Origin of the sequence: Pseudomonas hormoni, from assembly GCF_018502625.1 — a bacterium.
Taxonomy (GTDB): Bacteria; Pseudomonadota; Gammaproteobacteria; order Pseudomonadales; family Pseudomonadaceae; genus Aquipseudomonas; species Aquipseudomonas hormoni.
Genome location: NZ_CP075566.1, coordinates 4,984,649 through 5,007,520, shown reverse-complemented (window position 1 = coordinate 5,007,520; position 22,872 = coordinate 4,984,649). Strand labels below are relative to the sequence as shown.

General features: G+C 62.2%; 25 protein-coding genes. 16 read left to right on the top strand and 9 right to left on the bottom strand.

Features of this window, described 5'->3' with window-relative positions:
- Positions 1–19 precede the first annotated feature (19 nt).
- Positions 20–4,339 (bottom strand): DEAD/DEAH box helicase, encoded by a 4,320-nt coding sequence (locus KJF94_RS23300; RefSeq protein WP_214379123.1) that lies wholly within the window; start codon positions 4,337–4,339, stop codon positions 20–22.
- A gap of 346 nt (positions 4,340–4,685) precedes the next feature.
- Here KJF94_RS23300 and KJF94_RS23295 point away from each other — a divergent pair, with 346 nt between their 5' ends.
- The 3 genes from KJF94_RS23295 to KJF94_RS23285 are packed head-to-tail and all read left to right on the top strand — an operon-like array spanning position 4,686 to position 6,714.
- A complete protein-coding gene (locus tag KJF94_RS23295; RefSeq protein ID WP_214379121.1) occupies positions 4,686–5,570 on the top strand; it encodes a sugar nucleotide-binding protein in 885 nt (294 codons plus the stop codon).
- Positions 5,563–6,492 carry an NAD-dependent epimerase/dehydratase family protein gene (locus KJF94_RS23290; protein ID WP_214379119.1) on the top strand — a complete coding sequence of 310 codons (930 nt, stop codon included), beginning with the start codon at positions 5,563–5,565 and terminating at the stop codon, positions 6,490–6,492. The genes KJF94_RS23295 and KJF94_RS23290 overlap by 8 nt, the downstream gene beginning before the upstream one ends.
- Positions 6,493–6,537: 45 nt before the next feature.
- Entirely contained in the window at positions 6,538–6,714 is a 177-nt protein-coding gene (locus KJF94_RS23285) for a hypothetical protein (RefSeq protein ID WP_214379117.1), read from the top strand.
- Positions 6,715–6,721: 7 nt separating this feature from the next.
- On the opposite strand, the gene KJF94_RS23280 is transcribed toward KJF94_RS23285, so the two are convergent.
- From KJF94_RS23280 to KJF94_RS23260, 5 genes are all read right to left on the bottom strand, one after another.
- Positions 6,722–7,420, bottom strand: a complete 699-nt coding sequence (locus KJF94_RS23280) for an OmpW/AlkL family protein (RefSeq protein ID WP_214379115.1) — start codon at positions 7,418–7,420, stop codon at positions 6,722–6,724.
- 221 nt (positions 7,421–7,641) lie between these two features.
- On the bottom strand, positions 7,642–8,160 hold the full coding sequence (locus KJF94_RS23275; RefSeq protein ID WP_214379113.1) for a DUF3299 domain-containing protein: 519 nt from the start codon (positions 8,158–8,160) through the stop codon (positions 7,642–7,644).
- A gap of 11 nt (positions 8,161–8,171) precedes the next feature.
- Complete coding sequence (locus KJF94_RS23270) at positions 8,172–9,437, bottom strand: ABC transporter permease (protein WP_214379111.1); 1,266 nt, start codon at positions 9,435–9,437, stop codon at positions 8,172–8,174.
- 1 nt (position 9,438) lies between these two features.
- The gene (locus KJF94_RS23265) at positions 9,439–10,149 is read right to left on the bottom strand and encodes an ABC transporter ATP-binding protein (RefSeq protein WP_084319667.1); all 711 of its coding nucleotides are present in this window, start codon (positions 10,147–10,149) and stop codon (positions 9,439–9,441) included.
- A 166-nt stretch (positions 10,150–10,315) separates the two neighbouring features.
- Positions 10,316–10,897, bottom strand: a complete 582-nt coding sequence (locus tag KJF94_RS23260; protein ID WP_214379110.1) for a DUF2796 domain-containing protein — start codon at positions 10,895–10,897, stop codon at positions 10,316–10,318.
- A 134-nt stretch (positions 10,898–11,031) separates the two neighbouring features.
- Here KJF94_RS23260 and KJF94_RS23255 point away from each other — a divergent pair, with 134 nt between their 5' ends.
- Positions 11,032–11,382 (top strand): hypothetical protein, encoded by a 351-nt coding sequence (locus KJF94_RS23255; RefSeq protein ID WP_214379108.1) that lies wholly within the window; start codon positions 11,032–11,034, stop codon positions 11,380–11,382.
- Positions 11,383–11,454: 72 nt separating this feature from the next.
- Here the strand turns inward: KJF94_RS23255 and trxA are convergent, their stop codons facing one another.
- The 3 genes from trxA to KJF94_RS23240 form a co-directional block, all read right to left on the bottom strand.
- Complete coding sequence (gene trxA, locus KJF94_RS23250; protein ID WP_214379106.1) at positions 11,455–12,327, bottom strand: thioredoxin; 873 nt, start codon at positions 12,325–12,327, stop codon at positions 11,455–11,457.
- A 188-nt stretch (positions 12,328–12,515) separates the two neighbouring features.
- Positions 12,516–13,172, bottom strand: coding sequence for a class I SAM-dependent methyltransferase (locus KJF94_RS23245; protein ID WP_214379104.1), 657 nt, complete (start codon positions 13,170–13,172; stop codon positions 12,516–12,518).
- The gene (locus tag KJF94_RS23240; protein WP_214379102.1) at positions 13,169–13,633 is read right to left on the bottom strand and encodes a YbaY family lipoprotein; all 465 of its coding nucleotides are present in this window, start codon (positions 13,631–13,633) and stop codon (positions 13,169–13,171) included. The genes KJF94_RS23245 and KJF94_RS23240 overlap by 4 nt, the downstream gene beginning before the upstream one ends.
- A 128-nt stretch (positions 13,634–13,761) precedes the next feature.
- On the opposite strand from KJF94_RS23240, the gene nrdR reads away from it, so the two are divergent.
- The 12 genes from nrdR (at position 13,762) to KJF94_RS23180 (ending at position 22,729) form a co-directional block, all read left to right on the top strand.
- The gene (gene nrdR, locus KJF94_RS23235; protein ID WP_003228656.1) at positions 13,762–14,226 is read left to right on the top strand and encodes a transcriptional regulator NrdR; all 465 of its coding nucleotides are present in this window, start codon (positions 13,762–13,764) and stop codon (positions 14,224–14,226) included.
- Positions 14,223–15,356 (top strand): bifunctional diaminohydroxyphosphoribosylaminopyrimidine deaminase/5-amino-6-(5-phosphoribosylamino)uracil reductase RibD, encoded by a 1,134-nt coding sequence (ribD, locus tag KJF94_RS23230; protein ID WP_214379100.1) that lies wholly within the window; start codon positions 14,223–14,225, stop codon positions 15,354–15,356. The genes nrdR and ribD overlap by 4 nt, the downstream gene beginning before the upstream one ends.
- A gap of 46 nt (positions 15,357–15,402) precedes the next feature.
- Positions 15,403–16,068 (top strand): riboflavin synthase, encoded by a 666-nt coding sequence (locus tag KJF94_RS23225; RefSeq protein WP_090179336.1) that lies wholly within the window; start codon positions 15,403–15,405, stop codon positions 16,066–16,068.
- Positions 16,069–16,084: 16 nt separating this feature from the next.
- Entirely contained in the window at positions 16,085–17,176 is a 1,092-nt protein-coding gene (gene ribBA / locus KJF94_RS23220; protein WP_214379098.1) for a bifunctional 3,4-dihydroxy-2-butanone-4-phosphate synthase/GTP cyclohydrolase II, read from the top strand.
- A gap of 252 nt (positions 17,177–17,428) precedes the next feature.
- Complete coding sequence (ribH, locus tag KJF94_RS23215) at positions 17,429–17,905, top strand: 6,7-dimethyl-8-ribityllumazine synthase (RefSeq protein WP_003228649.1); 477 nt, start codon at positions 17,429–17,431, stop codon at positions 17,903–17,905.
- Entirely contained in the window at positions 17,902–18,402 is a 501-nt protein-coding gene (gene nusB / locus KJF94_RS23210) for a transcription antitermination factor NusB (protein ID WP_214379096.1), read from the top strand. Before ribH ends, nusB begins: the two co-directional genes overlap by 4 nt.
- A gap of 27 nt (positions 18,403–18,429) precedes the next feature.
- Positions 18,430–19,395 carry a thiamine-phosphate kinase gene (gene thiL, locus KJF94_RS23205; protein WP_214379094.1) on the top strand — a complete coding sequence of 322 codons (966 nt, stop codon included), beginning with the start codon at positions 18,430–18,432 and terminating at the stop codon, positions 19,393–19,395.
- On the top strand, positions 19,392–19,895 hold the full coding sequence (locus KJF94_RS23200) for a phosphatidylglycerophosphatase A family protein (RefSeq protein ID WP_131062001.1): 504 nt from the start codon (positions 19,392–19,394) through the stop codon (positions 19,893–19,895). The genes thiL and KJF94_RS23200 overlap by 4 nt, the downstream gene beginning before the upstream one ends.
- A 24-nt stretch (positions 19,896–19,919) precedes the next feature.
- Complete coding sequence (locus tag KJF94_RS23195) at positions 19,920–20,657, top strand: substrate-binding periplasmic protein (RefSeq protein WP_214379092.1); 738 nt, start codon at positions 19,920–19,922, stop codon at positions 20,655–20,657.
- 238 nt (positions 20,658–20,895) lie between these two features.
- Positions 20,896–21,513, top strand: coding sequence for a GTP cyclohydrolase II (gene ribA / locus KJF94_RS23190; RefSeq protein WP_008033730.1), 618 nt, complete (start codon positions 20,896–20,898; stop codon positions 21,511–21,513).
- A complete protein-coding gene (locus tag KJF94_RS23185; RefSeq protein WP_214379090.1) occupies positions 21,510–21,929 on the top strand; it encodes an MFS transporter in 420 nt (139 codons plus the stop codon). Before ribA ends, KJF94_RS23185 begins: the two co-directional genes overlap by 4 nt.
- Positions 21,929–22,729, top strand: coding sequence for a cobalamin-binding protein (locus KJF94_RS23180; protein WP_214379088.1), 801 nt, complete (start codon positions 21,929–21,931; stop codon positions 22,727–22,729). The genes KJF94_RS23185 and KJF94_RS23180 overlap by 1 nt, the downstream gene beginning before the upstream one ends.
- Positions 22,730–22,872 lie beyond the last annotated feature (143 nt).

Sequence of the window (22,872 nt, the reverse complement as noted above, 5' to 3'; positions counted from 1 at the left end):
TCGCGGGCAAGCCTCGCTCCTACAGAGGGTGGTGGCGAGTCAGCTTAGTGTGCAGTTCAGCGGAACCCTGCTGATCCAGCTCCAACCAGAAAACCTGCTTCCCGGCGATCTCGGCAGCCGCCGGAAGACCATCGCGATACACCAGCCGATTACTCGCCAACGCCGGTACTTTCGCGCCGGGTAACAGCGTACCCGCCAGGTTCAGCGGATCAACCCCGCACACCGCGATCAGACTCCCGTCATGCGCCCGCCGCCGCACTTCCCGCAGCAACGGAATCGCCTCGGGCAAGGCAAACTGCTCACCGGCCAGACCACTGACGAACCGCCCACCGCGAATCTCCCCGCGCGCCTCCAGCCGATGGAACGTGCGCAGCAATTCGCGCCAGCTCGGCAACCAGTCCGCTTCGCGCTCCAGCAGGCGCCAGAACACCACGCCGTAGCGGCGCAGCAAGGTCATGGCGATGTGTTCCAGCGTGTCGCTCGGCGTTGGATGTTTGTTGTCCACAGTCGGCACTGGCGGCCCGCGTCGAAGCAAGGCCCAGCGACCGGCATCGTCCATGCCACCGATAAACGCCCCGCGCCCGCGTCGACTGCTGCGGGCCTGGCGTTTACTCGCCGGCGTAATCAGCGCCCGCAAACCGGCAAAGCTGTCGGCGTTTACCAGCCCGGCGCCGACCAGTTCCTGCAAGGCGATTTCCAGCTCCGAACGCAGTAGATGAGCCTCGTGAATCAGCTCATCGAAAAACAGCGCGCCGTGTTGACTGAGGGCTTCGTAAACCTTTTGCGTTTTCGGCGACAGTTCGCTGACCGGTGTCTGTTCGGTCAGACTGCTCCACAACCCGACCTGACTGCGCGGCAGCAGCACAATGGGCGTGCTGCGCAACGCGGTGCTGGCGCTTTTGCTGCGTGCGGTCAGGCGCGTCCAGACCAGTTTGCCGCTGCGGCACAGGTCATCCAGCCAACTTGCCGAATAACCTTTGATCCGCGCCGGCAGAATATCGCTGTCCCAAGCGGAAGCAGCGGCTGGGTAGCCTTCGAACTGCCCGACAATCGCGGGCAACACGGCGCTGCCCTGGCCCTGGGTCGCTGCAGAAAGATGCTGCCAGTCGAACAGAAAACGCATGAAATCCTGCAACGCCACGGGTTCGATTTCCCGCCGCAGGCGCTTGACCGTGTAGCGATGAATCCGCGCCAGCAGGTGCCGTTCGCACCATTCCTGCTGATATGCGCCGGGGGTGAATTGCCCGCGCAGCACATAACCTTCGCGTTCCAGTTGCGCCAGCGCCTGGGTGATGTGTATCGAAGGTAATCCCAGAGGTTCGGCAATCGCGCTCAGCGGCAACGGACCAAACGCGCTGAGTCGCGCGCGGATGACTTCCAGCACCGCCTCGCCCGGTTCCCAGGCTTCATCGAACCCCGGCAGCGCCTCCAGCGGTGGGAATAATTTCGCCTGTGGATAAATCGCCCGCAGGCACGTCAGTCGTTCAAGCGCCAGCCACAGAGATCGTTCGGCATCGACCTGCAAACGACTGGCGCGACCGCTCTCGGCAAGTGCATTCAACCAATCGAGCCACTGCGGATTGGCCCGCGCCTCGGCATCGCTGATGCACGCCAGACTCATCAGTGCCTCATGCATTTCATCAAGGCTGGTCGGCGTCGGCCAGGCCTCATCGCGCACCGCTTGAATCGCCTCGGCATCCAGTGCGCCGAGGTCGCCGGTGGACTGCGGATCGGTCCAGCGCCGGTTGAGCACGGCTTGGGTGCGGCGTTCTTCCAGTGGCGCGTCGTCAAGAAAGGTGTAAGGCCGGGCGCTGAGAATTTCTGCGGCCAGCGGCGAGGGCGCCGGCAGGTCGCGGCTGATCAAGCGAACGTCGCCGCTTTCCATGCGCCGCAGCAAGGTCAGCCAGCCTTCGCAATCCATGGCCTCGTGCAAGCAATCGTCGAGGGTTTGTTCCACCAGTGGATGCTCGGGAATCTCGCGCTCGCCGGCGAGGTTTTCCACGCAGGCGATCTGGTCGGGGAACACGCTGGCGATCAGGTCTTCGCTTTTCATCCGCTGAATCTGCGGCGCGACTTTGCGTCCGCCGGTGTACCTCGGCAACGCCAGCGCGACCCCGGCATTCCAGCGCCAGCGCACGCCGAACAGCGGTGCATCGAGCACCGCTTGAATCAGCAGGTGCTCGGCGCTGTTGCTGTGCAGGTAGCGCCAGACATCATCGAGCTCGAAACTGTGGCTGGTGGACAGCGACAGGACGATCGCGTCTTCGCTGGCGGCGGCCTGCAATTCGAAGTTGAAGGTGCGGCAGAATCGCTTGCGCAAGGCCAGGCCCCAGGCGCGGTTGATACGGCTGCCGAACGGCGTGTGGATGATCAGTTGCGTTCCGCCGGACTCGTCGAAAAAACGCTCCATCAGCAGCGTGTCCTGCGACGGCAGGGCGCCCAGTGTCAGGCGTGCGCGGGCGAGGTAATCCACCAGTTGTTCGGCGCTGGCGAGGTTCAGGCCGAGGGTGTCGGTCAGCCAGTCGAGGGCGGGCTGCAAGTTGCCGGGCGTGGCGCCGAGCAGCTCATCGAGTTGCGCTTGCAGGCGCGCCACGGCGAAGGACAACTCAGCGCTGCGCCCCGGCGCTTCACCGAGCCAGAATGGAATGGTCGGCGGCTGCCCGTGAGCATCCTCGACCCGGACCTTGCCGGTGTCGACCCGCAGGATTCGGTACGACGTATTGCCCAACTGAAAGATATCGCCGGCGATGCTTTCCACGGCGAAGTCTTCGTTGACGCTGCCGATGTTCAGCCCTTGCGGTTCCAGCAGCACGCTGTAGTCGGCGTTGTCCGGGATGGTGCCGCCGCTGGTGACGGCGGTCAGCTTGCTGCCGCGGCGACCACGCAACGTGCGAGTCACGGCGTCGCGGTGCAGGTAGGCGCTGCGGATGCCCTGACGACCGTTGTAGCCTTCGGCGAGCATCTGCAGTAGCGCCTGATAATGTTGTTCGTCGAGTCCGGCGTAGGGCGAGGCTTTGCGGAACATCTCCAGCAGCGCTTGCTCCGGCCATTCCTGGCAACTGACCTCGGCGATGATCTGCTGGGCCAGCACGTCCAGCGGCGCGTGAGGAATCTGCAAGGTGTCGAGTTCTCCCCGGCGCACGCAGTCGAGCAGGGCGGTGCATTCGATCAGGTCATCGCGGCTGGTGGCGAATAACCGGCCCTTCGGCGTGCCGCCGACCTGATGGCCGGAACGGCCAACCCGTTGCAGAAAACCGGCAATCGAACGCGGCGAGGCGATCTGACAAACCAGATCGATATCGCCGATGTCGATCCCCAACTCCAGCGACGCCGTGGCAATCAGCACTTGCAGGTCGCCGCGCTTGAGCCGCTGTTCGGCGTCGAGGCGAAACTCCTTTGCCAGGCTGCCATGGTGGGCGGCGACCGCTTCCTTGCCGAGACGCTCGCTCAAATGCCGGCTCAGGCGTTCGGCCAAGCGTCGGGTGTTGACGAAAATCAGCGTGGTGCGGTGTTCGCGGGCGAGGACGGCGAGGCGGTCGTAGACCAGTTCCCAGACATCATTGGCCATGACGGCGGACAACGGCACCGGCGGCACTTCGATGCCCAGATCCCGTGGGCGAGCGTGGCCGATGTCGATGATCTCGCACTCGCGATCACGGCCCACCAAAAAGCGCGAAACGGCTTCGATCGGTTTTTGCGTGGCGGACAGGCCGATACGCATCAACGGGGCTGCGCACAATGCCTGCAAACGCTCCAGGCTCAGGGCCAGATGACTGCCGCGTTTGCTGGCGGCGATGGCGTGGATTTCGTCGACGATGACCGTGCGCGTGGTGCGGAGCATTTGCCGGCCGGAGTCGGAGCCGAGCAGCACGTAAAGGGATTCCGGGGTAGTGACCAGAATGTGCGGCGCGGTTTTGCGCATCGCCGAGCGGTCTTTTTGCGGCGTATCGCCGGTGCGTACGGCGGTGGTGATCTGCAGTTCGGGCAAACCCATTACACGTAACTGCTCAGTGATGCCGGCCAGCGGGTTTTGCAGGTTGATCTGGATGTCGTTGGACAGGGCCTTGAGCGGCGAGACGTAGACCACCAGCGTTTCGTCGGGCAAACCGCCTGCGGTTTCCAGCCCGCGGTGAACCAGCTCGTCGATGACGGCGAGAAACGCGGTGAGGGTTTTGCCGGAGCCGGTGGGTGCGGCGATCAACGTCGAACGGTGCTGGCGGATCAGCGGCCACGCCCGGGCCTGGGCGGCGGTGACCGTCGGGAAGGTGCTGCTGAACCAGGCGCTGATGGCGGGGTGGAAGCCTGCCAGGGCCTCGTCCGTGGGGATGGGCAGATTCATGGAACAATTTATGCGGGTGGGGATGGGAAGATGCAAGTACCGCTCGGTTTATCGCCGTCCCTGTGGCGAGGGAGCTTGCTCCCGCTGGGCTGCGAAGCATCCCCAAAACCTGCCTCCTTGTTAATCCTGACACTCCAAACCGCCCGATTTTACGACTGCTTCGCAGCCGAACGGGAGCAAGCTCCCTCGCCACAGGGGCCGCAGTGAACCAAGGGATCTACACTTTACGGATGACGGTTGCGCACTAAACCCGCAAAATGCAACGATTCCGGCATCTATCGACGGCATCGCCCCCGAGCGGTGTCGATAAAGCCATTGTTCCAATCAGACTGGGCCTGCTGACTCTATGCGAATGCGCCTTATGTTACTGGGCGGCGGAAATGCCCTTGGGCAGGCGCTGATTCGCCTCGGTGCGGAGGAAGACATCGGTTTCCTCGCCCCCCGCCCACCGCAAGACGGCTGGGATGCCGCGAGCCTGACGCAACTGCTCGACGACACCCGCCCCGACGCGTTGATCAACCTCGCCTACTACTTCGACTGGTTTCAGGCGGAGACGGTCAGCGAGCCGCGTCTGGCCGGGCAGGAGCGCGCAGTCGAGCGTCTGGCCGAACTGTGCCAGCACCACAACATCGTTCTGCTGCAACCCTCGAGCTATCGCGTGTTCGACGGCTCGCGGGCGACGGCCTACAGCGAAAAAGACGAGCCGGTGCCTTTGGGCCTGCGTGGTCAGGCCTTGTGGCGGATCGAGCAAAGCGTGCGCGCGACCTGCCCGCAGCATGTGCTGCTGCGTTTCGGCTGGTTGCTTGATGACAGCCCCGACGGCACCCTTGGGCGTTTCCTGTCCCGTGCCGAAAAACCGGAAGAACTGTTGATGGCCGATGATCGCCGGGGCAATCCGACACCGGTGGACGACGCGGCCCGAGTGATCATTTCGGTGCTCAAGCAACTCGATTGCGCGGCGCCGCTGTGGGGCACCTACCATTACGCCGGGCACGAGGCGACCACACCGCTGGCGCTGGGGCAGGCGATTCTCACCGAAGCCCGCGCGTTACACCCGCTAGCCATCGAAGCGCCGACCGCCCAGGCTCACGCCGCGCGCCCGGACGCTGCCGAAGAGCCGCAACATGCGGTGCTGGCCTGCAAGAAAATCCTCCACACCTTCGGGATCAAGCCCCGTGCCTGGCGTGCAGCACTCCCGAGTTTACTGGACAGGTTCTATCGCCATGGCTGACGGCCCCGTTTTAATCACCGGCGGCGCCGGTTTCATCGGCTCGCACCTCACCGACGCCTTGCTTGCCAAGGGCCATACGGTGCGGATTCTCGATGATCTGTCCACCGGCAAACGCAGCAACCTGCCGCTGGATAACCCTGGGGTCGAGCTGATTGTCGGCGACGTCGCCGATGCCGTGCTGGTCGCCAAGGCGATGGCCGGTTGCAGTGCGGTCGCGCATCTGGCGGCGGTGGCTTCGGTGCAGGCCTCGGTGGACGACCCGGTGAAGACGCACCAGAGCAATTTCATCGGCTCGCTGAATGTCTGCGAAGCCATGCGCCAGACCGGCGTCAAGCGAGTGCTGTTTGCCTCCAGCGCAGCGGTCTACGGCAACAATGGTGAAGGTGAGTCGATCAACGAAGACACGCCCAAGGCGCCGTTGACACCGTACGCGTCGGACAAGTTGGCCAGCGAACATTACTTCGATTTCTACCGTCACCAGCATGGGCTGGAACCGGTGATTTTCCGCTTCTTCAACATCTTCGGCCCACGCCAGGATCCGTCCTCGCCGTACTCCGGGGTGATCAGCATTTTCAGCGAGCGCGCGCAGAAAGGCCTGCCGATCACCGTGTTCGGCGACGGCGAGCAGACGCGGGATTTCGTGTACGTCGAGGACCTGGTCGATGTGCTGGTGCAAGCGATCGAGAAACCGCAGGTTGAAAACGGCGCGGTCAATGTCGGCTGGAACCAGGCCACCAGCCTCAAGCAAATGCTGGAAGCGTTGGCCCAAGTGGTCGGTGAATTGCCGCCGGTGACCCATAGTCCGGCGCGTTCCGGTGACATCCGCCATTCACGGGCGAACAACCAGCGGTTGCTGGAGCGCTTTACTCCCCCGACGCAGACACCGATGAGTGTCGGCCTGGCGCGGCTCTTGGGGCGCTGAGTTTTTTGCAGCCATGAAAAAGGCGCCTTTCGAGGCGCCTTTTTCATGGGCATCATTTACCAAAACTGTGGCGAGGAGCTTGCTCCCGCTCGGCTGCGAAGCAGCCGCAACTACGGTAAATACGGTTTTTCTGAATCACCGCTGTTGCCGATCATGGGGCTGCTTCGCAGCCCAGCGGGAGCAAGCTCCCTCGCCACATTGCCCGCATTCACCACCACGTGATTGCTCGTTAGAACTTGTAACCCAGGCCCACCATGTAGATGAACGGATCAACGTCCACATTGACCTTGGCCCGAGTGCCCGGTGCCACTGCGTTGTTTTCCACGGTCGCCTGGGTATCGATGTCGATGTAGCGCACCTGGGCGTTGAGCATGATGTTGTCGGTAATCATGTAATCAGCACCGACCTGAAACGCCATGCCCCAGGAGTTTTTCGCCTTGAAGTTGCTGAAGCCGTTGGCCTGGGCTTCGTTACCGACGTGCTCGTCGTAGATCCAGGTGTAGTTGATACCGGCACCCACATACGGCTGGAATGCGGACTTCGCATCCAGTGGGTAGTACACGACGCTAAGGGTGGGCGGCAGGTGTTTCAGGGTGCCGAGTTTGCCGTTGGCCGCGCCCAGGGCGGTGCCTTTGAGCTTCACGTCATGCTCGAACGGCGAGGCGGCGAGCAGCTCGATACCCCAGTGGCTGTCGAGCATGTAAGCGAAGTTCAGACCCAGTTGCGTGTCGCTGCTCATGGTGGCCTTGCCACCCAGGTCGGCGCCGGCCAACGGGCCTTGATCGACCTTGACGCTGGAGCTGTCGGCTTTCGGGTTGACGGTGATTGCACCGGCACGAACGATGATGTCGCCCGCCTCGTGGGCGTAGGCGAGCGGGGTTGCGAGCGCGAGGGCAAACAGCGAAGCGCTGAGCAAGGACTTGTGCATGGGGGCTCCAAAGGACGTTGAAAATGTTCGATGTCCAATGGTACGGAGCCGTCTGGTACGGACTTTTGATTCAGCTCAATGAAACGGTGATGACCCTGAGTTTTGCGGAACCTTTGGGGCCTCTTCGCGGGCAAGCCTCGCTCCTACAGGTGCTGCGTTAACCCGTAGGAGCGAGGCTAGCCCGCGAAAGCGTCCTCTAAATCAACACATGACTACCGGATTCACTCCGGCAGTTCATACACATAAATCTTGTCCGCCTCCATCTGATACCCAGCATCCGCCAACTCGCTGGTCGACGCCTTGACCTGCAACGCCCCCTCGATCCAGTACGGCTGATACAGCTCATCCAGCTTCACGCCGACTTCGCTTTTCACATGCACGATCTGGTTCGACGGCGGTGGCGGCACATGGATGCAGGCGCCGAAATACGGCACCAGCAGAAACTCCGTGGTGCGACCTTCTTCGCTCACTTCCAGCGGCACGATGTAGCCCGGCAGGCGAATGTTCTGGCCGTCGAGACTTTTAACCACCGGCGCATTCGGCATGTCCTGTTTGGCGGCGGGCGCCGACTCGGCGGACAGCGCGTTGCCCATCTGCGACAGGTCATGCAAGGGCGTCATGTTCGGCACCTCCGGCATGGCGTCCGGCGGGATCATTTCCGACCAGGTCAGCTCTTTCGGCTCGGCCGCCCACAACGGCAGGGCAACCAGCATCAACAGCGCAAGCAGAGCGCGGGGCATCGTTAACGTCCTCATAGTCGGATCGACAGGCCATCGGCCAGGGATTGGCGATACGCGCGCCAGGCCGGCACGCTGCCCATCAGCAGCGCGGCGATCAGGATGCCACCGAGCAGCGTCCATTCATATTCGCTGGGCCAGGCCAGCGGCAAATACAAACCGTAATTGGCCTGCACGTAACCCTGAGCGGCAGCGATGCACACGTAAAGCAGGGCCACGCCGGCGATCACGCCCGACAGCGCCAGGGCGAACGCCTCCAGCACCAGCAAGGTTGCGATATGCCACGGCCGTGCACCGACCGAACGCAGAATCGCCATCTCGCGCCGGCGTTCATTGAGGCTGGTGAGAATCGCCGTGAGCATGCCGATCAACCCGGTCAGCACCACGAACAGCGAGACCACGAACAAGGCTTTTTCCGCCGTGCTCATCAAACTCCACAACTCTTGCAGCGCCACGCCCGGCAGGATCGCCAGCATCGGTTCGCCGCGGAATTCGTTGATCTCGCGCTGCAGCGCAAAGGTCGAAATCTTGCTGTTGAGGCCAAGCATGAACGCGGTGATCGCTTGCGGCGTCAGGTCCATGTTGCGCGCCTGATCGGCACTGATCCGGCCTTGGCCCTGAGCGGGCACACCGTTGTGCCAGTCGATGTGAATCGCTTCCATGCCGCCGAGACTGATGTGCAGCGTGCGGTCCACCGGGGTGCCGGTGCGTTTCAGAATGCCGACCACGGTGAACGGTTTGTCGTCGTGTTTGACCAGGCTGATCACCGCCACGCCGTGGGCCAGCACTAGTTTGTCGCCGAGTTTGTAGTGCAGCGCATCAGCCACTTCGGCGCCGAGCACCACTTCGAACGGATCGGTGGCAAAGGCACGGCCATCGGCCAGTTCCAGGTGTTGTTGATGGCCGTACTGGTAATGCTCGAAGTACGCCTCGGTGGTGCCCATCACCCGATAACCGCGATGGGAATCGCCGAGGGACATCGGGATCGCCCACTTCACTTTCGGGTTGTTGGCGAAGTGTTCGAAGCTGTCCCAGCGGATGTTGTTGGTGGCGTTGCCGATGCGGAACACCGAGTACAGCAACAGGTTCACCGAGCCGGAGCGGGCGCCGACGATCAGGTCGGTGCCGCTGATGGTGCTGGCGAAACTGGCCTTGGCTTCGGTGCGCACGCGTTCCACGGCCAGCAGCAGGCAGACCGACAGGGCGATGGCGAATGCAGTGAGGATCGCGGTGAAACGGCGGTTAGCCAGGCTGGCCATGGCTAGACGAAACAAATACATCTCAGACCTCGGACGGAGTGGCGGCGCGATTGAGATCGGCCAGCGACAGGTGGCGATCGAACAGCGGCGCGAGGCTTTGGTCGTGGCTGACAAACAACAGGCTCGACCCGGCTTCGCGGCATTCGGCGAACAGCAAGCGAATGAAGTTTTCGCGGGCGTCGTAATCCAGGGCGGAAGTCGGTTCGTCGGCGATGACCAGTTCCGGCTGACCGATCAAGGCGCGGGCGGCAGCGACGCGTTGTTGCTGACCGATGGACAGCGAATCGGCGCGGCGGCTGAGGATGCTTTCGTCCTTCAGGCCCAAGTGGGCGAGGAGGGTGGCCGCCGCCTGATCGACGCTGCCATGGCGCTGGATCGCCCTCTGGGCGCGCAGCTTGGAGAAGTGGCAGGGCAACTCGACATTCTCGCGCACCGAGAGAAACGGCAGCAGGTTGAACTGCTGGAAGATGTAGCCGGTGTGATCCACGCGAAAGCGATCACGCGCGCCGGCGCCGAGTTCAGTCAGTTCCTGGCCGAGCAGGCGAATGCTGCCGCGATCCGGCTTTTGCACGCCACCAAGCAAGCCGAGCAGGGTGGTCTTGCCGCTGCCGCTGGGGCCTTTGAGGAACAGGGTTTCACCCGGTTCCAGGCGAAACGCCGGGATGTCCAGCAGTGGCGGGTGACCGGGCCAACTGAAGCCCAGGTCGGACAGTTCGATGAGTGCTTGGGTCATGGCGCCGGTTTCATTGGGTTTAGTTACTTGTCTCAATCTCAAATCCAACACACCTCCTGTAGGAGCGAGGCTTGCCCGCGAAGGCGATTTACCAGCCGACATCAATGTTGAATGTGATGGCCTCTTCGCGGGCAAGCCTCGCTCCTACAGGGGATCTTCGGTGGATTCAAAATTTGAGGGCAGCAGCCTTGGCCGTCACTTCAACCCCTTGCTGCCCGCTTGGGCTGATCAGTTGTACCTGAATTTTCTGGGTCGCCGGGAAGGTGTTGAAGATGTTCGCCAGGTCCAGGGTTTTCAGCGCACCCGGCGCCGCGCAGGTGAATTGATAGTGCGCGTGGATTTCGCTGTGATCGTGGTGATGTGCGTCTTTGGCATCGTCGTTGTCGTGATCGTCATCGGCGTCTGGCTTGTCACCAAACAGCGGGCTTTCCAGTTCCTGGGTCGCCACCACACAACCGGCGGCTTTCGGCAGGTTGAACAGGGCCAGCGGTTTTTCCAGCTGCGCGCGGACGGCGGCGACTTTGGCCTTGTCGGCGTCGGTGGTGGCCGCGTGCTCGAACCCCACCAGGTTCATCGCCGGGCTTTCCAGTTCCAGCTCCAGGGTCTGACCGTCGAGCGCTGCGTTCAGACGACCGACGCCATGTTCGTGGGCGCCAAGGCTGCCGTGCTCATGGTCATGTTCATCAGCGGCGTGGGCGACAGCCAGCGGCAACAGGGCAAACGGCAAAGCGAGCAGCAGACGACGCATGGCGGGTCTCCGAAAGTAAAATGAATAAATTGTTATGTAATCTTATAACGTAAGTGCGGAGAGTTTGACCGCCCGCTTGGCGTTGCACAAGTCCCATGGGAGCATGTGGGTCAGAAATGTGCAGGAGCAGACTTATGTTGCGGATACGCGGAAGCATCGGCGACTGGCCGGTGGATTTGACCCTGGAGATGGACGACGGTGACTGGGCACGGCTCGGCGCGCAATTGCAGGTGGTCAAGCCTGAAGCCAGCGTAGCGCCGGCAAAACCGATCAATCAGGATGATGCGCAGTGGCAGATCGCAAAGGATTTGCTGCGCAAGGCCGGGCAGTTGAGCGGGCCGGATTTGCTGGAGCAGTTGGAAGGGCTGACAGGCAGCGCTGCGTCGGGCAAGCGTTTGTTGGTGCGTTTGCGCCATTGCGCCGATGTGAAGGTATCGAGCGGCGGGGATACGCCGCTCTACAGCTGGATCGAACCAAATTTGTAGGAGCGGAGCTTGCTCGCGAAGGCGATCTCAAGGACGCCTTCGCCGGCAAGCCGAGCTCCTACAAAGTTGCGGTCAATACAGCGCGGCAAACAGCTTGCGGCGATACGTGGTCACCAGCGGGTGATCATTGCCCAGCAGTTCGAACACCTGCAGCAAGGTCTTGTGCGGCAAGCCTTCGTTGTAGCTGCGGTTGCGGATGAACAGCTTGAGCAACGCATCCAGCGCGGCGTCGTACTGCTGACGGGCCAGTTGCTGGATCGCCAGTTGATACACCGCTTCATCGTCCTGCGGATTCTTCGCCAGACGCGCTTTCAGGTCCGCGGCGTCCGGCAGGTCTTTGGCCTGGCCGAGAAACTGGATCTGCGCTTTTGCGCCGGCCAATGCAGCCTTGTGTTCGTCGCTTTTCACCGCGTCGAGCACGGTTTGCGCTTCACCCAGTTCGCCGCGTTCAGTCAGGCAGCGGGCATAAAGTATCAGCGCCTTGGCATTGGTGTTGTCTTCGCCCAGCAGCACTTTGAGAACGGCCTCGGCGTCAGCGAAACGACTCTCGTCGAACAGCGCCTGAGCCTGTTCGAACGGATCAGCCGCCGCCGGTGGCGGCATTTGTACGTGAGGCTCAAGCATCGCCCGTACGGCGGATTCTGGTTGTGCACCGGCAAAGCCATCCACCGGCTGGCCATCCTTGAACAACACCACGGTCGGCAGGCTGCGAATGCCGAAGCGGGCGACGATGTCCTGTTCGAGGTCGCAGTTGACCTTGGCCAGCAGCAACTCGCCCTGATAGCTCTCGGCGATGGTCTGCAGCATCGGCATCAGCACTTTGCAGGGCGCACACCATTCGGCCCAGAAATCCACCAGCACCGGTTTGTGGAAAGAGTTCTCGATCACCGACTGGTCGAAATCGGCAGTCGTGGCGTCGAAGATGTACGGCGTTTCCTGACTCATGGGGGATCTCGTAAAAGCGTGAATGGGGCAACTATACGGCTTGGCGGGGTGTGGCCGGAAGCGGGGTGGCCTATGAGAGGTGTGTTGCCTGACCGGACGCCTTTGTGGGCAAGCCTCGCTCCTACAGGTCCGCGTCGTTATTGAGAGCGGCGCTGGACCTGTAGGAGCGAGGCTTGCCCGCGAAGCTTTTAAGCGCGCCGCGCGTGATACAGGCTCACATGCCGAAACTCTTCCGGCTCACACAGATCCGGCAAAGTCATCGCTTCCAGCATTTCAATGCGCCGATACAACGGATGACGAAAATCCCGCACCCGCGAATCCGCCACCAGCGCTTCCCGCCCACGGCTCAAAAACTCGTCGAGCAGCGGCAGGTTCGCCCGGTCATACAACACGTCGGCCACCAGAATCAGATCAAACCGATCCGCCTCGGCGAAAAAGTCCGTCGAGTAGCTCAGTTCCACTTCATTGAGTTCGGCATTCGCCCGGCATGCGGCAATCGCCAGCGGATCCAGGTCGCAGGCCACTACTTCCAGCGCCCCGGCCTTCACGGCGGCAATCCCCGCGACCCCGGAACCGGCACCGAAATCCAGTACCCGCTTACCTTTGACCCACTCGGGGAATTCGGCGAGATAGCGCGCCACTGCGAGCCCGCTGGCCCAGCAGAAACTCCAGTACGGCGGTTCATGCAGAATCCGTCGGGTTTCTTCCGGACTGAAGGCGCGATCCATGTTGTCGCCGTCGATCAGCCAGAGTTTCAGCTCGGTATCGGGCAATGCGACAGGGACAAGCTGGGCGTCACCCAGCAGTTCACTTAATGCCTGTTGCAGGTCGAGCGGTGAAATCATGGCGCTTTGACGAATTGCAGCTGACCCAATACCTGCGTGGTTGGCTGTGTAATGGTCTGTGACGGCAGATGCAAAATCAGCTGGCCGGACTGGCTGGCGCGACCCCGCAGTTCAACGCGGGCGCCGACCGGGAAAGATTCCGGGTTGAAACGCAGATGAAACGGCAACACTTGATTGGTGCCGATCAGGCTCGAACTGGCGAGCAATTGCTGCGGGCGGTCCTTTTCGTCGATCACCAGCAGCGCCAGTTCGACTTCGGCGCCGGCCGGCACGCCTTGCAGGGTGCCGCTCAATTCACGCTGATACGCGGGCAGCGGGCCGAGGTTGGCGGACTCTTTGGCTTTCTTCTGCGCCGCCTGCGGGGCAGGCCCTGGCGTCGGCGGCTGGGGCTTGGGTGCATCGCTGCTGCAGGCCACCAACAGGCTGAAAAGGCTGAGCAATACGAGCGGTCTGAGGGACATTTGCGGCTCCAGCAAGGTGAAATCCATGGATCGTTCTATATAGCCAGTCTGTATACCGCAAACCCTATGGCTTGTCTTGCCACCGGGATGCGCTACCATGGCCCTCCCTTTTTTTGTTGCCTGCCACCATGCACTGTCCCTTCTGCGGTGCCAACGACACCAAGGTCATCGACTCGCGTCTGGTCGCCGAGGGCGAACAGGTGCGCCGCCGGCGCGAATGCCTGGCCTGCGGCGAGCGTTTCACGACGTTCGAAACCGCTGAACTGGTGTTGCCGCGCCTGATCAAAACCGATGGCAGCCGCCAGCCGTTCGACGAAGAAAAACTCCGTGCCGGCATGCAGCGTGCGCTGGAAAAGCGCCCGGTGAGTGTCGAGCGCCTCGAATCGTCGCTGGTGCACATCAAACACAAGCTGCGCGCCACCGGCGAGCGTGAGGTCAAGTCCCTCGTGGTCGGTGAACTGGTGATGGCCGAGCTGCAAAAGCTCGACGAAGTCGCCTACATTCGTTTCGCCTCCGTGTATCGGCGCTTCCAGGACCTCAACGAGTTCCGCGAAGAGATCGATCGCCTGGCCCGTGAGCCGGTGAAAGAATGACCACCTCCCCAGAACTTGCCATCCTCGACGCCCATTACATGGCCCGCGCCCTGGAACTGGCGCGCAAAGGCCATTACACGACACACCCCAACCCGCGTGTTGGCTGTGTGATCGTGAAGGACGGGCAGATTGTCGGCGAAGGCTGGCACGAGCGCACCGGCGAACCCCACGCCGAAGTCCACGCCCTGCGCGCCGCCGGTGACAAGGCCCGTGGCGCTACCGCTTACGTGACCCTCGAACCGTGCAGCCACCACGGCCGCACGCCGCCTTGCGCCGATGCGCTGGTGAATGCAGGCGTGGCACGCGTGGTCGCGGCGATGCAGGACCCGAACCCGTCGGTGGCCGGTCGCGGCATGCAGCGTCTGGCCCAGGCGGGCATCGCTATCGAAAGCGGCGTGCTGGAAGGGGAGGCGCGCAAGCTCAATCAAGGCTTCCTCAAACGCATGGAGCACGGGTTGCCGTTCGTGCGGGTCAAGTTGGCCATGAGCCTCGACGGCCGTACGGCGATGGAAAGCGGCGAGAGCCAATGGATCACCGGCCCGGCTGCACGCTCGGCGGTTCAACGCCTGCGCGCCCAGGCCAGCGTGGTGCTGACCGGCGCCGACACGGTGCTGGCGGACAACGCCCGTTTAACCGTGCGCGCTGACGAGTTGGGACTGGACGCCGGGCAAACCGCTTTGGCCATGAGCCGTCCGCCGCTTCGCGTGCTGATCGACGGCCGTCTGCGAGTGCCGCTGGACGCGCCGTTCTTCAAGGCCGGCCCGGCATTGGTCGCCACTTGCATGGCAATCGAAGAGCAATACGCCAACGGTCCGGAATGCCTGATCGTGGCGGGCGAGGATGGTTTGGTTGACCTGCGCAAGTTGCTGGTCGAACTGGCCAATCGCGGCGTCAATGAAGTGCTGGTCGAAGCGGGCCCGCGTCTGGCGGGTGCATTTGCCCAGCAAGGTCTGGTGGATGAATTCCAGATCTTCATCGCCGGCAAGTTCCTGGGTTCTTCAGCCCGGCCGCTGCTCGACTGGCCGCTGGCGCAGATGAAAGACGCGCCCGAGCTCAAAATCACCGAAATCCGCGCGGTTGGCGATGACTGGCGAGTCATTGCCATTCCTGCGCCAGCGGCGAGCGTATAATTCCGGGCCTGCGCCACGCGACGGCCCTGTTCTCGAGGAGGACTCCATGTTTACCGGCATCATCGAATCCATCGGCAGTATTCGTGCATTGACCCCAAAAGGCGGAGATGTGCGGGTACACGTAGAAACCGGCAAGCTCGATCTGAGCGACGTCAAACTGGGCGACAGCATCGCGGTCAACGGCGTGTGCCTGACTGCCGTTGAATTGCCGGGCAATGGCTTTGCCGCGGACGTCAGTCGCGAAACCCTCGACTGCACCGCCATGAACGACCTGAAAAGCGGCAGCCCGGTCAACCTGGAAAAAGCCCTGACCCCGACCACTCGCCTCGGCGGGCATCTGGTCAGCGGTCACGTCGATGGCGTGGGCGAAGTGGTTGCCCGCACCGAGAATGCGCGCGCCGTGGAATTCCGCATCCGTGCGCCGAAGGAACTGGCCAAGTACATCGCCCATAAAGGCTCGATCACCGTCGACGGCACCAGCCTGACCGTGAATGCGGTCGATGGCGCCGAGTTCCTGCTGACCATCATTCCGCACACCCTGAGCGAAACCATCATGGCGTCTTATCAGCCAGGTCGCCGGGTGAATCTGGAAGTCGACTTGCTTGCCCGTTATCTGGAACGCCTGCTGTTGGGCGATAAGGCCGCAGAGCCTACGAAGTCCGGGAACATCACTGAAAGCTTTCTGGCCGCCAACGGCTACCTCAAATCCTGACCCAAGGGGGTGCCTTGTGGCGCTCAATAGCATCGAAGAACTGGTTGAAGACATCCGCCAAGGCAAGATGGTCATCCTCATGGATGACGAAGACCGCGAGAACGAAGGCGACCTGATCATGGCCGCCGAGTGCTGCCAGCCAGAACACATCAACTTCATGGCCAAGCACGCCCGTGGCCTGATCTGCATGCCGATGAGCCGCGAGCGCTGCGAACTGCTGAAGCTGCCGCTGATGGCACCGCGCAACGGTTCCGGTTTCGGCACCAAGTTCACCGTGTCCATCGAAGCCGCCACCGGCGTGACCACCGGCATCTCCGCCGCCGACCGTGCGCGTACCGTGCAGGCTGCCGCCGCGAAAGACGCCAAGGCTGACGACATCGTCAGCCCGGGCCACATCTTCCCGCTGATGGCCCAGGCCGGCGGCACCCTGGCCCGCGCTGGCCACACTGAAGCTGCCTGCGACCTCGCGCGCATGGCCGGTTTCGAGCCGAGCGGCGTGATCTGCGAAGTGATGAACGACGACGGCACCATGTCCCGTCGCGCTGAACTGGAAGCGTTTGCTGCCGAGCACAACATCAAGATCGGCACCATCGCCGACCTGATTCACTACCGGATGATCCACGAACGTACCGTTCAGCGGATTGCCGAGCAGCCGCTGGACAGCGAACTGGGCCAATTCAACCTGGTGACCTATCGTGATTCCGTGGAAGGCGACGTGCACATGGCCCTGACCCTGGGCAACGTGTGCGCCGAAGAACCGACCCTGGTTCGCGTGCACAACATGGACCCGCTGCGCGACTTGCTGATGGTCAAACAGCCTGGCCGCTGGAGCCTGCGTGCCGCCATGGCCGCGGTTGCCGAGGCTGGCAGCGGTGTGGTGCTGTTGCTCGGTCACCCGCTCGATGGCGACGTGTTGCTGGCGCACATCCGTGAAACAGCGGAGCACGCACCGGCGAAAAAACCGACCACCTACAGCATTGTCGGTGCCGGTTCGCAGATCCTTCGGGACCTGGGCGTGCGCAAAATGCGCCTGATGAGTGCGCCGATGAAATTTAATGCGATATCCGGTTTCGATCTGGAAGTTGTAGAATACGTGCCCTCCGAATAAGACACCGGGTTTCGGCATCGTTGTTCACTTGAAGCTTGTTTGATTTACTGTGGCGAGGGAGCTTGCTCCCGCTTGGGTGCGCAGCGCCCACAAGAGGGGCCGCTACGCCCGAGCGCGGACCGGCCCCGCGGGAGCAAGCTCCCTCGCCACAAAGTGAACGTCGTTGCGGAATTTCCGGCGCTGTATTCGCGGTTCAAATATCACTGAGGGACGCGTAGAAGACGCGTCCCGGCTCTTTAAGAGATCTAACGAATGACCCTGAAGACCATCGAAGGTACCTTCATCGCCCCTAAAGGCCGCTACGCTTTGGTAGTAGGCCGTTTCAACAGCTTCGTCGTTGAAAGCCTGGTCAGCGGTGCAGTTGATGCCCTGGTTCGCCATGGCGTGAGCGAAAGCGACATCACCATCATCCGTGCGCCTGGCGCCTTCGAAATCCCGCTGGTTGCGCAGAAAGTCGCTCAGAAGGGCGAGTTCGCAGCCATCATCGCTCTGGGCGCGGTCATTCGTGGCGGTACTCCGCACTTCGAATACGTGGCGGGCGAATGCACCAAGGGCCTGGCCCAGGTGTCCATGGAATTCGGCGTACCGGTCGCTTTCGGCGTGCTGACCGTTGATTCCATCGAGCAAGCCATCGAACGTTCCGGCACCAAGGCCGGTAACAAAGGTGCTGAAGCTGCCCTGTCCGCTCTGGAAATGGTCAGCCTGCTGGCGCAGTTGGAGGCCAAGTGATTAGCGACGATAGCGATCGTTTCAACCCGCGCGATCCAAAGCCTGCGGATGCCGGCAAGCCATCGAAAAGCGTCAAGCGTCGCGAAGCCCGTCAGCTCGCGACTCAGGCGCTGTACCAATGGCACATGGCCAAGCAGTCGCTGAACGAGATCGAAGCGCAGTTCCGGGTCGATAACGATTTCAGCGATGTCGACGGCGCCTACTTCCGCGAAATCCTCCACGGAGTTCCCGCGCAGAAGGACAAGATCGACGCCGCGCTCAAGCCTTGCCTCGACCTGACCATCGAAGAGCTGGACCCGGTTGAACTGGCGGTATTGCGTCTGTCCACCTGGGAACTGCTCGAGCGCGTCGACGTGCCGTACCGCGTTGTGATCAACGAAGGTATCGAGCTGGCGAAAGTCTTCGGTTCCACCGACGGTCACAAATTCGTCAACGGTGTACTCGACAAGCTGGCCCCGCGTCTGCGTGAAGCTGAAGTGAAGGCGTTCAAGCGCTGATCGGCGCTTGAACTCTTTGTCTCAGCCATGGGTGAGTTTGAGCTGATCCGCAATTTCTTCGCCGCCGCGCCCTGTGCGCAGGGCGGCGAAGGCGTTGCCCTCGGGATCGGCGATGACTGCGCCTTGCTCGCTGTTCCCGCAGGGGAGCAGTTGGCGATTTCCACCGACACGCTCGTGGCCGGTGTACATTTCGCAGACCCTTGCGACCCGTTTCTGCTCGGTCAGCGCTCGCTGGCCGTGGCCGTCAGTGACCTGGCTGCCATGGGCGCCACCCCCATTGCCTTTACCCTTGCCCTGACCTTGCCTTCGGCGACCGCCGATTGGCTGCAAGCGTATTCCCGTGGTTTGAGCCTCATGGCGCAGAGCTGCGGCGTGGCGCTGGTGGGCGGCGATACCACCCGTGGGCCGTTGAGCCTGACCATGACAGTGTTCGGGCGTGTGCCGAGTGGTTTGGCGCTGACCCGCAGCGGTGCGCAGCCAGGCGACCTGCTGTGTGTCGGCGGTGAGCTGGGCAACGCCGCCGGTGCCTTGCCGCTGGTACTCGGTCAGCAAACCGCCGAAGCCGCCATTGCCGATCCGTTGCTGGCGCATTACTGGTCGCCGCAACCGCAACTCGCGTTGGGTCAGGCTTTGCGCGGCAAGGCGACTTCGGCGCTGGACATCTCCGATGGCCTGCTGGCCGACTGCGGGCACATCGCGTTGGCGTCGAAGGTGGGCATTCAGGTTGAACGGGACCGATTGCCGCTGTCGAAGGCTTTAGTGGCCTTCCTCGGTCAATCGGGCGCCGAACACGCCGCCCTGAGCGGCGGAGACGATTACGTGCTGGCCTTTACCTTACCGTCCGTCGAGTTGCCGCAACTGGTGGCCGATGGCTGGCCGATCCATGTGATCGGGCGCGTGGTGACGGGGCAGGGCGTCGTGCTGCTGGATGCTGCCGGACAAGACATCACCCCGCAGACACGGGGCTATCAACATTTTCGGGAGACACCGTGACAGATCATCCCAAACAGGTTCCGGCGGAATTCGTACCGCCGTCGGTCTGGCGCAATCCATGGCATTTCCTGGCGTTCGGCTTCGGTTCGGGCACCTTGCCAAAGGCACCGGGCACCTGGGGTTCGTTAGTTGCGCTACCCTTTATTCCGTTGTGGCAGATGCTGCCCGACTGGGGTTACTGGCTGATGCTGGGCATCACCATGCTGTTCGGCTTCTGGCTGTGCGGCAAAGTGGCCGACGATTTGCGGGTGCACGACCACGAAGGCATCGTCTGGGACGAAATGGTCGGGATGTGGATCACCCTGTGGCTGGTGCCGGAAGGCTGGTACTGGCTGCTCGCGGGTTTTGTGGTGTTCCGATTCTTCGACATTCTCAAACCGTGGCCGATTCACTGGATTGACCGGCATGTGCACGGTGGTGTCGGGATCATGCTTGACGACGTATTGGCCGGGGTGTTCGCGTGGTTGGCGATGCAGGGGCTGGTATGGATTTTCGCCTGATGCTTGGCGGAGCCGGAGACTAGGATGGCTCGACGCTGGTTGGCTGTGATGGGTTTCGCCCTGTTTGCTTCGCTTGCCCAGGCGGGGGAGGCCGTGACAACGCCATCGGTGATTCATCTGGCCAGCGAAGACTGGGAAGACTACACCGCCGCCGATGGCCATGGCCTGGGTTGGGACGTGCTGCGTGAAGTCTTCGAGCCGGCCGGGGTCAAACTGGACATCCGCACCGAACCTTACATTCGCGCCATCGGCCTGGCCCAGCGTGGCGAAGTGGACGCCTGTGTCGGCGGCTATCGCGATGAAGTCAGCGACCTGCTGTATCCGCGCTGGAATTACGACACCGATCACATCTATGCCCTGGGGCTGGCCAGTAATCCGGCACCGACTCCGGAGACCCTGGGCAATTATCGACTGGCCTGGGTCCGCGGCTACGATTTCCAGAATTACCTGCCCAACGTTAACCGCTATAACGAAGTTGTTCGGCGCACCGGCATTCTGTCGATGCTGACCCACAACCGCGCCGACTACTACATTGATGCGCTGACCGAAATTGATTACGTGGTCCGCCGGGCCAAGGATCCGTCCCAGTTCCGGCGCACGCATATAGCGGAATTGCCGCTGTACCTGTGCTTTGCCGATACGCCCAAGGCGCGGAAGTTGATGGCGTTGTTCGACCAACGAATGGAGGTGTTGGTCAAAAACGGCCGGCTGAAACCGATCTTCGAACGCTGGAAACAGCCTTATCCGCTCTACACGAACTGAACACCAATGAACCCTGTAGGAGCAGAGCTTGCTCGCGAAGGCGTCCGTACCGTCAACATCAACGTTGAATGTCGGGACGCCTTCGCGAGCAAGCTCTGCTCCTACGGGTTTAGAGGCGGGCCTGAAATCAAACTTTTAGATCGTTATGCTCCATAATTCAGCCTAAGCGTCTGTAGGAACGTGCTGTTACAATGCCGCGTCTGCGAATCTCCAGTACTTATTGATCAGGAGCACACCGGTGCCTGTCGTTTTTGTCGCCGCTTCCAAGCTGCCAACGCCTTTTGCGCAATTCACCATGCACGGCTTTCTCGATGAAGAAAACGGGCGCGAACACGTCGTGCTGAGCCTGGGTGAGTTCGACGACGGTGCTCCGGTACTCGGCCGCTTGCACTCCGAATGCCTGACCGGCGATGCCTTGTTCAGCCAGCGCTGTGACTGCGGCTCGCAACTCGAAGCCGCGTTGCAGGCCATCGCCCGTGAAGGCCGTGGCGTGTTGCTGTACCTGCGTCAGGAAGGCCGCGGCATTGGTCTGCTGAACAAGATCCGCGCCTATGAATTGCAGGACGGCGGCGCCGACACCGTTGAAGCCAACGAGCGCCTGGGCTTTGCCGCCGACCAGCGAGACTACGCCATGTGCCTGCCGATGCTTGAGCACTTGGGCGTGAAATCCCTGCGTCTGATGACCAACAACCCACGCAAGGTCAAAGCGTTGACCGACATGGGCATCGTGGTCGCCGAACGCGTGCCGTTGCACACCGGCCACAACCCGCACAACAAACTCTACCTGGCCACCAAGGCCAGCAAGCTTGACCACATGATGGGCAACGAGCACCAGGGCGAGGTAGACCGGGCGTGACCCGCGGTCAGGTGCGGCGGCGACTGTCCGTCAACTGGTGGCAATACCTGGCGCTGGCCTTGTTGCCGCTGTTCGTGATCAACGGCGTATTCGGCCAGGGCGAGGCACTTCTGCCGGTGTTGGCAATGCCGTTGTTCATCGCCGGTGTGGCCTCGATGTTTGTCAGCCTGAAGTTTTTCGGTGGCTACAAACACGCGCTGATCGCCACCCAGAAATCCCTCGATACCCCTGAAGAGCCTGCCGCGTGGATTGTCCTGGCTGCCAAGCGCCGTACTGCGTTTCTGGCCGCCGCTTTACCGGCCTGGATCGGTGCGTTGGCTGTCTTCGTGGGGCTTGAAGCGGTGCCGTTGGTGCTGTTGGCGCTGTCGACGACGGTGCTGTTCTACCTCTACCGTATTCCGCGTCAACTCGGCTGATGTGTCGCATCGGGCTGGCGGTTTTGCTGCTGGCCGTCAGCGGCCTGGCCTCTGCTGTCGAGCGCGTCGTCAGCCTCGCGCCATCTCTGTCTGAAATCGTTGTTGAACTGGGTTCGACTGATCTTCTGGTCGGTGTGCTCGATGCCGGTGATCGTCCTGCTGAACTCAAAGACCTTCCTTCCGTTGGCCGCTACGGCCAGTTGGACATGGAACGGCTGCTCAGCCTGAAACCCGATTTGCTGCTGCTCTGGCCCGCAAGCGTCGGCCCGGCGCAGCGTGAACAACTCAAGCGCTTGAACATCCCCACGTACGTAGCCGACTCCCACAATCTTGAGCAACTGACCGCGCAAATCGAGACGATCGCCCTGCAACTCGGTCGTCCCGAGCGTGGCATTGCATTGGCCAGCGATCTGCGTCAGCGCCTCGATGCACTGCGCCAGCGCTATCGACGGGACGAACCGTTGCGGGTGTTTTATCAGGTCTGGGATCGGCCCCTGTACACCGTCGGCGGGGGGCAGATCATCAGTGATGCGCTGCAAGTGTGCGGTGCGCGCAATGTGTTTGCCGACCTGACGCTGCCGGCGCCGCAGGTCAGTGTGGAGGCGGTGTTGCAGCGTAACCCCGAGGTGATTCTGGCCAGCGATCAGGCGCAACTGGAGGCGTGGAAGGCCTGGCCGCAGGTGGCGGCGGTGGCGCAGGGGCAATTACGGTTGGTGACCGACAAGGGCCTGGAGCGGCCGAGTGGGCAGATGATCGAGGCGACGGCCAAGCTTTGCCAAGTCATCGCGCCTGACCGCTGACCTGTGGTGAGGGAGCTTGCTCCCGCTGGGCTGCGAAGCGGCCCCAAATCTGTCAGTGGGTTACTTCAGATGGGATTGCGTCGGCCGGTTTTGCGACTGCTGCGCAGTCGAGCGGGAGCAAGCTCCCTCGCCACAGGTGACCG

What these genes read in the sequence shown, in the direction of transcription:
- KJF94_RS23265 (WP_084319667.1), bottom strand. Translation starts at nt 10,149, where the DNA reads ATGACCCAAGCACTCATCGAACTGTCCGACCTGGGCTTCAGTTGGCCC.
- ribH (WP_003228649.1), top strand. Translation starts at nt 17,429, where the DNA reads ATGACCCTGAAGACCATCGAAGGTACCTTCATCGCCCCTAAAGGCCGC.
- nrdR (WP_003228656.1), top strand. Translation starts at nt 13,762, where the DNA reads ATGCACTGTCCCTTCTGCGGTGCCAACGACACCAAGGTCATCGACTCG.
- ribD (WP_214379100.1), top strand. Translation starts at nt 14,223, where the DNA reads ATGACCACCTCCCCAGAACTTGCCATCCTCGACGCCCATTACATGGCC.
- KJF94_RS23275 (WP_214379113.1), bottom strand. Translation starts at nt 8,160, where the DNA reads ATGCCCCGCGCTCTGCTTGCGCTGTTGATGCTGGTTGCCCTGCCGTTG.
- KJF94_RS23285 (WP_214379117.1), top strand. Translation starts at nt 6,538, where the DNA reads ATGGGCATCATTTACCAAAACTGTGGCGAGGAGCTTGCTCCCGCTCGG.
- KJF94_RS23225 (WP_090179336.1), top strand. Translation starts at nt 15,403, where the DNA reads ATGTTTACCGGCATCATCGAATCCATCGGCAGTATTCGTGCATTGACC.
- trxA (WP_214379106.1), bottom strand. Translation starts at nt 12,327, where the DNA reads ATGAGTCAGGAAACGCCGTACATCTTCGACGCCACGACTGCCGATTTC.
- KJF94_RS23300 (WP_214379123.1), bottom strand. Translation starts at nt 4,339, where the DNA reads ATGAATCTGCCCATCCCCACGGACGAGGCCCTGGCAGGCTTCCACCCC.
- KJF94_RS23240 (WP_214379102.1), bottom strand. Translation starts at nt 13,633, where the DNA reads ATGTCCCTCAGACCGCTCGTATTGCTCAGCCTTTTCAGCCTGTTGGTG.
- KJF94_RS23290 (WP_214379119.1), top strand. Translation starts at nt 5,563, where the DNA reads ATGGCTGACGGCCCCGTTTTAATCACCGGCGGCGCCGGTTTCATCGGC.
- KJF94_RS23260 (WP_214379110.1), bottom strand. Translation starts at nt 10,897, where the DNA reads ATGCGTCGTCTGCTGCTCGCTTTGCCGTTTGCCCTGTTGCCGCTGGCT.
- KJF94_RS23270 (WP_214379111.1), bottom strand. Translation starts at nt 9,437, where the DNA reads ATGTATTTGTTTCGTCTAGCCATGGCCAGCCTGGCTAACCGCCGTTTC.
- KJF94_RS23245 (WP_214379104.1), bottom strand. Translation starts at nt 13,172, where the DNA reads ATGATTTCACCGCTCGACCTGCAACAGGCATTAAGTGAACTGCTGGGT.
- KJF94_RS23280 (WP_214379115.1), bottom strand. Translation starts at nt 7,420, where the DNA reads ATGCACAAGTCCTTGCTCAGCGCTTCGCTGTTTGCCCTCGCGCTCGCA.
- KJF94_RS23295 (WP_214379121.1), top strand. Translation starts at nt 4,686, where the DNA reads ATGCGAATGCGCCTTATGTTACTGGGCGGCGGAAATGCCCTTGGGCAG.
- KJF94_RS23180 (WP_214379088.1), top strand. Translation starts at nt 21,929, where the DNA reads ATGTGTCGCATCGGGCTGGCGGTTTTGCTGCTGGCCGTCAGCGGCCTG.
- thiL (WP_214379094.1), top strand. Translation starts at nt 18,430, where the DNA reads ATGGGTGAGTTTGAGCTGATCCGCAATTTCTTCGCCGCCGCGCCCTGT.
- KJF94_RS23255 (WP_214379108.1), top strand. Translation starts at nt 11,032, where the DNA reads ATGTTGCGGATACGCGGAAGCATCGGCGACTGGCCGGTGGATTTGACC.
- KJF94_RS23195 (WP_214379092.1), top strand. Translation starts at nt 19,920, where the DNA reads ATGGCTCGACGCTGGTTGGCTGTGATGGGTTTCGCCCTGTTTGCTTCG.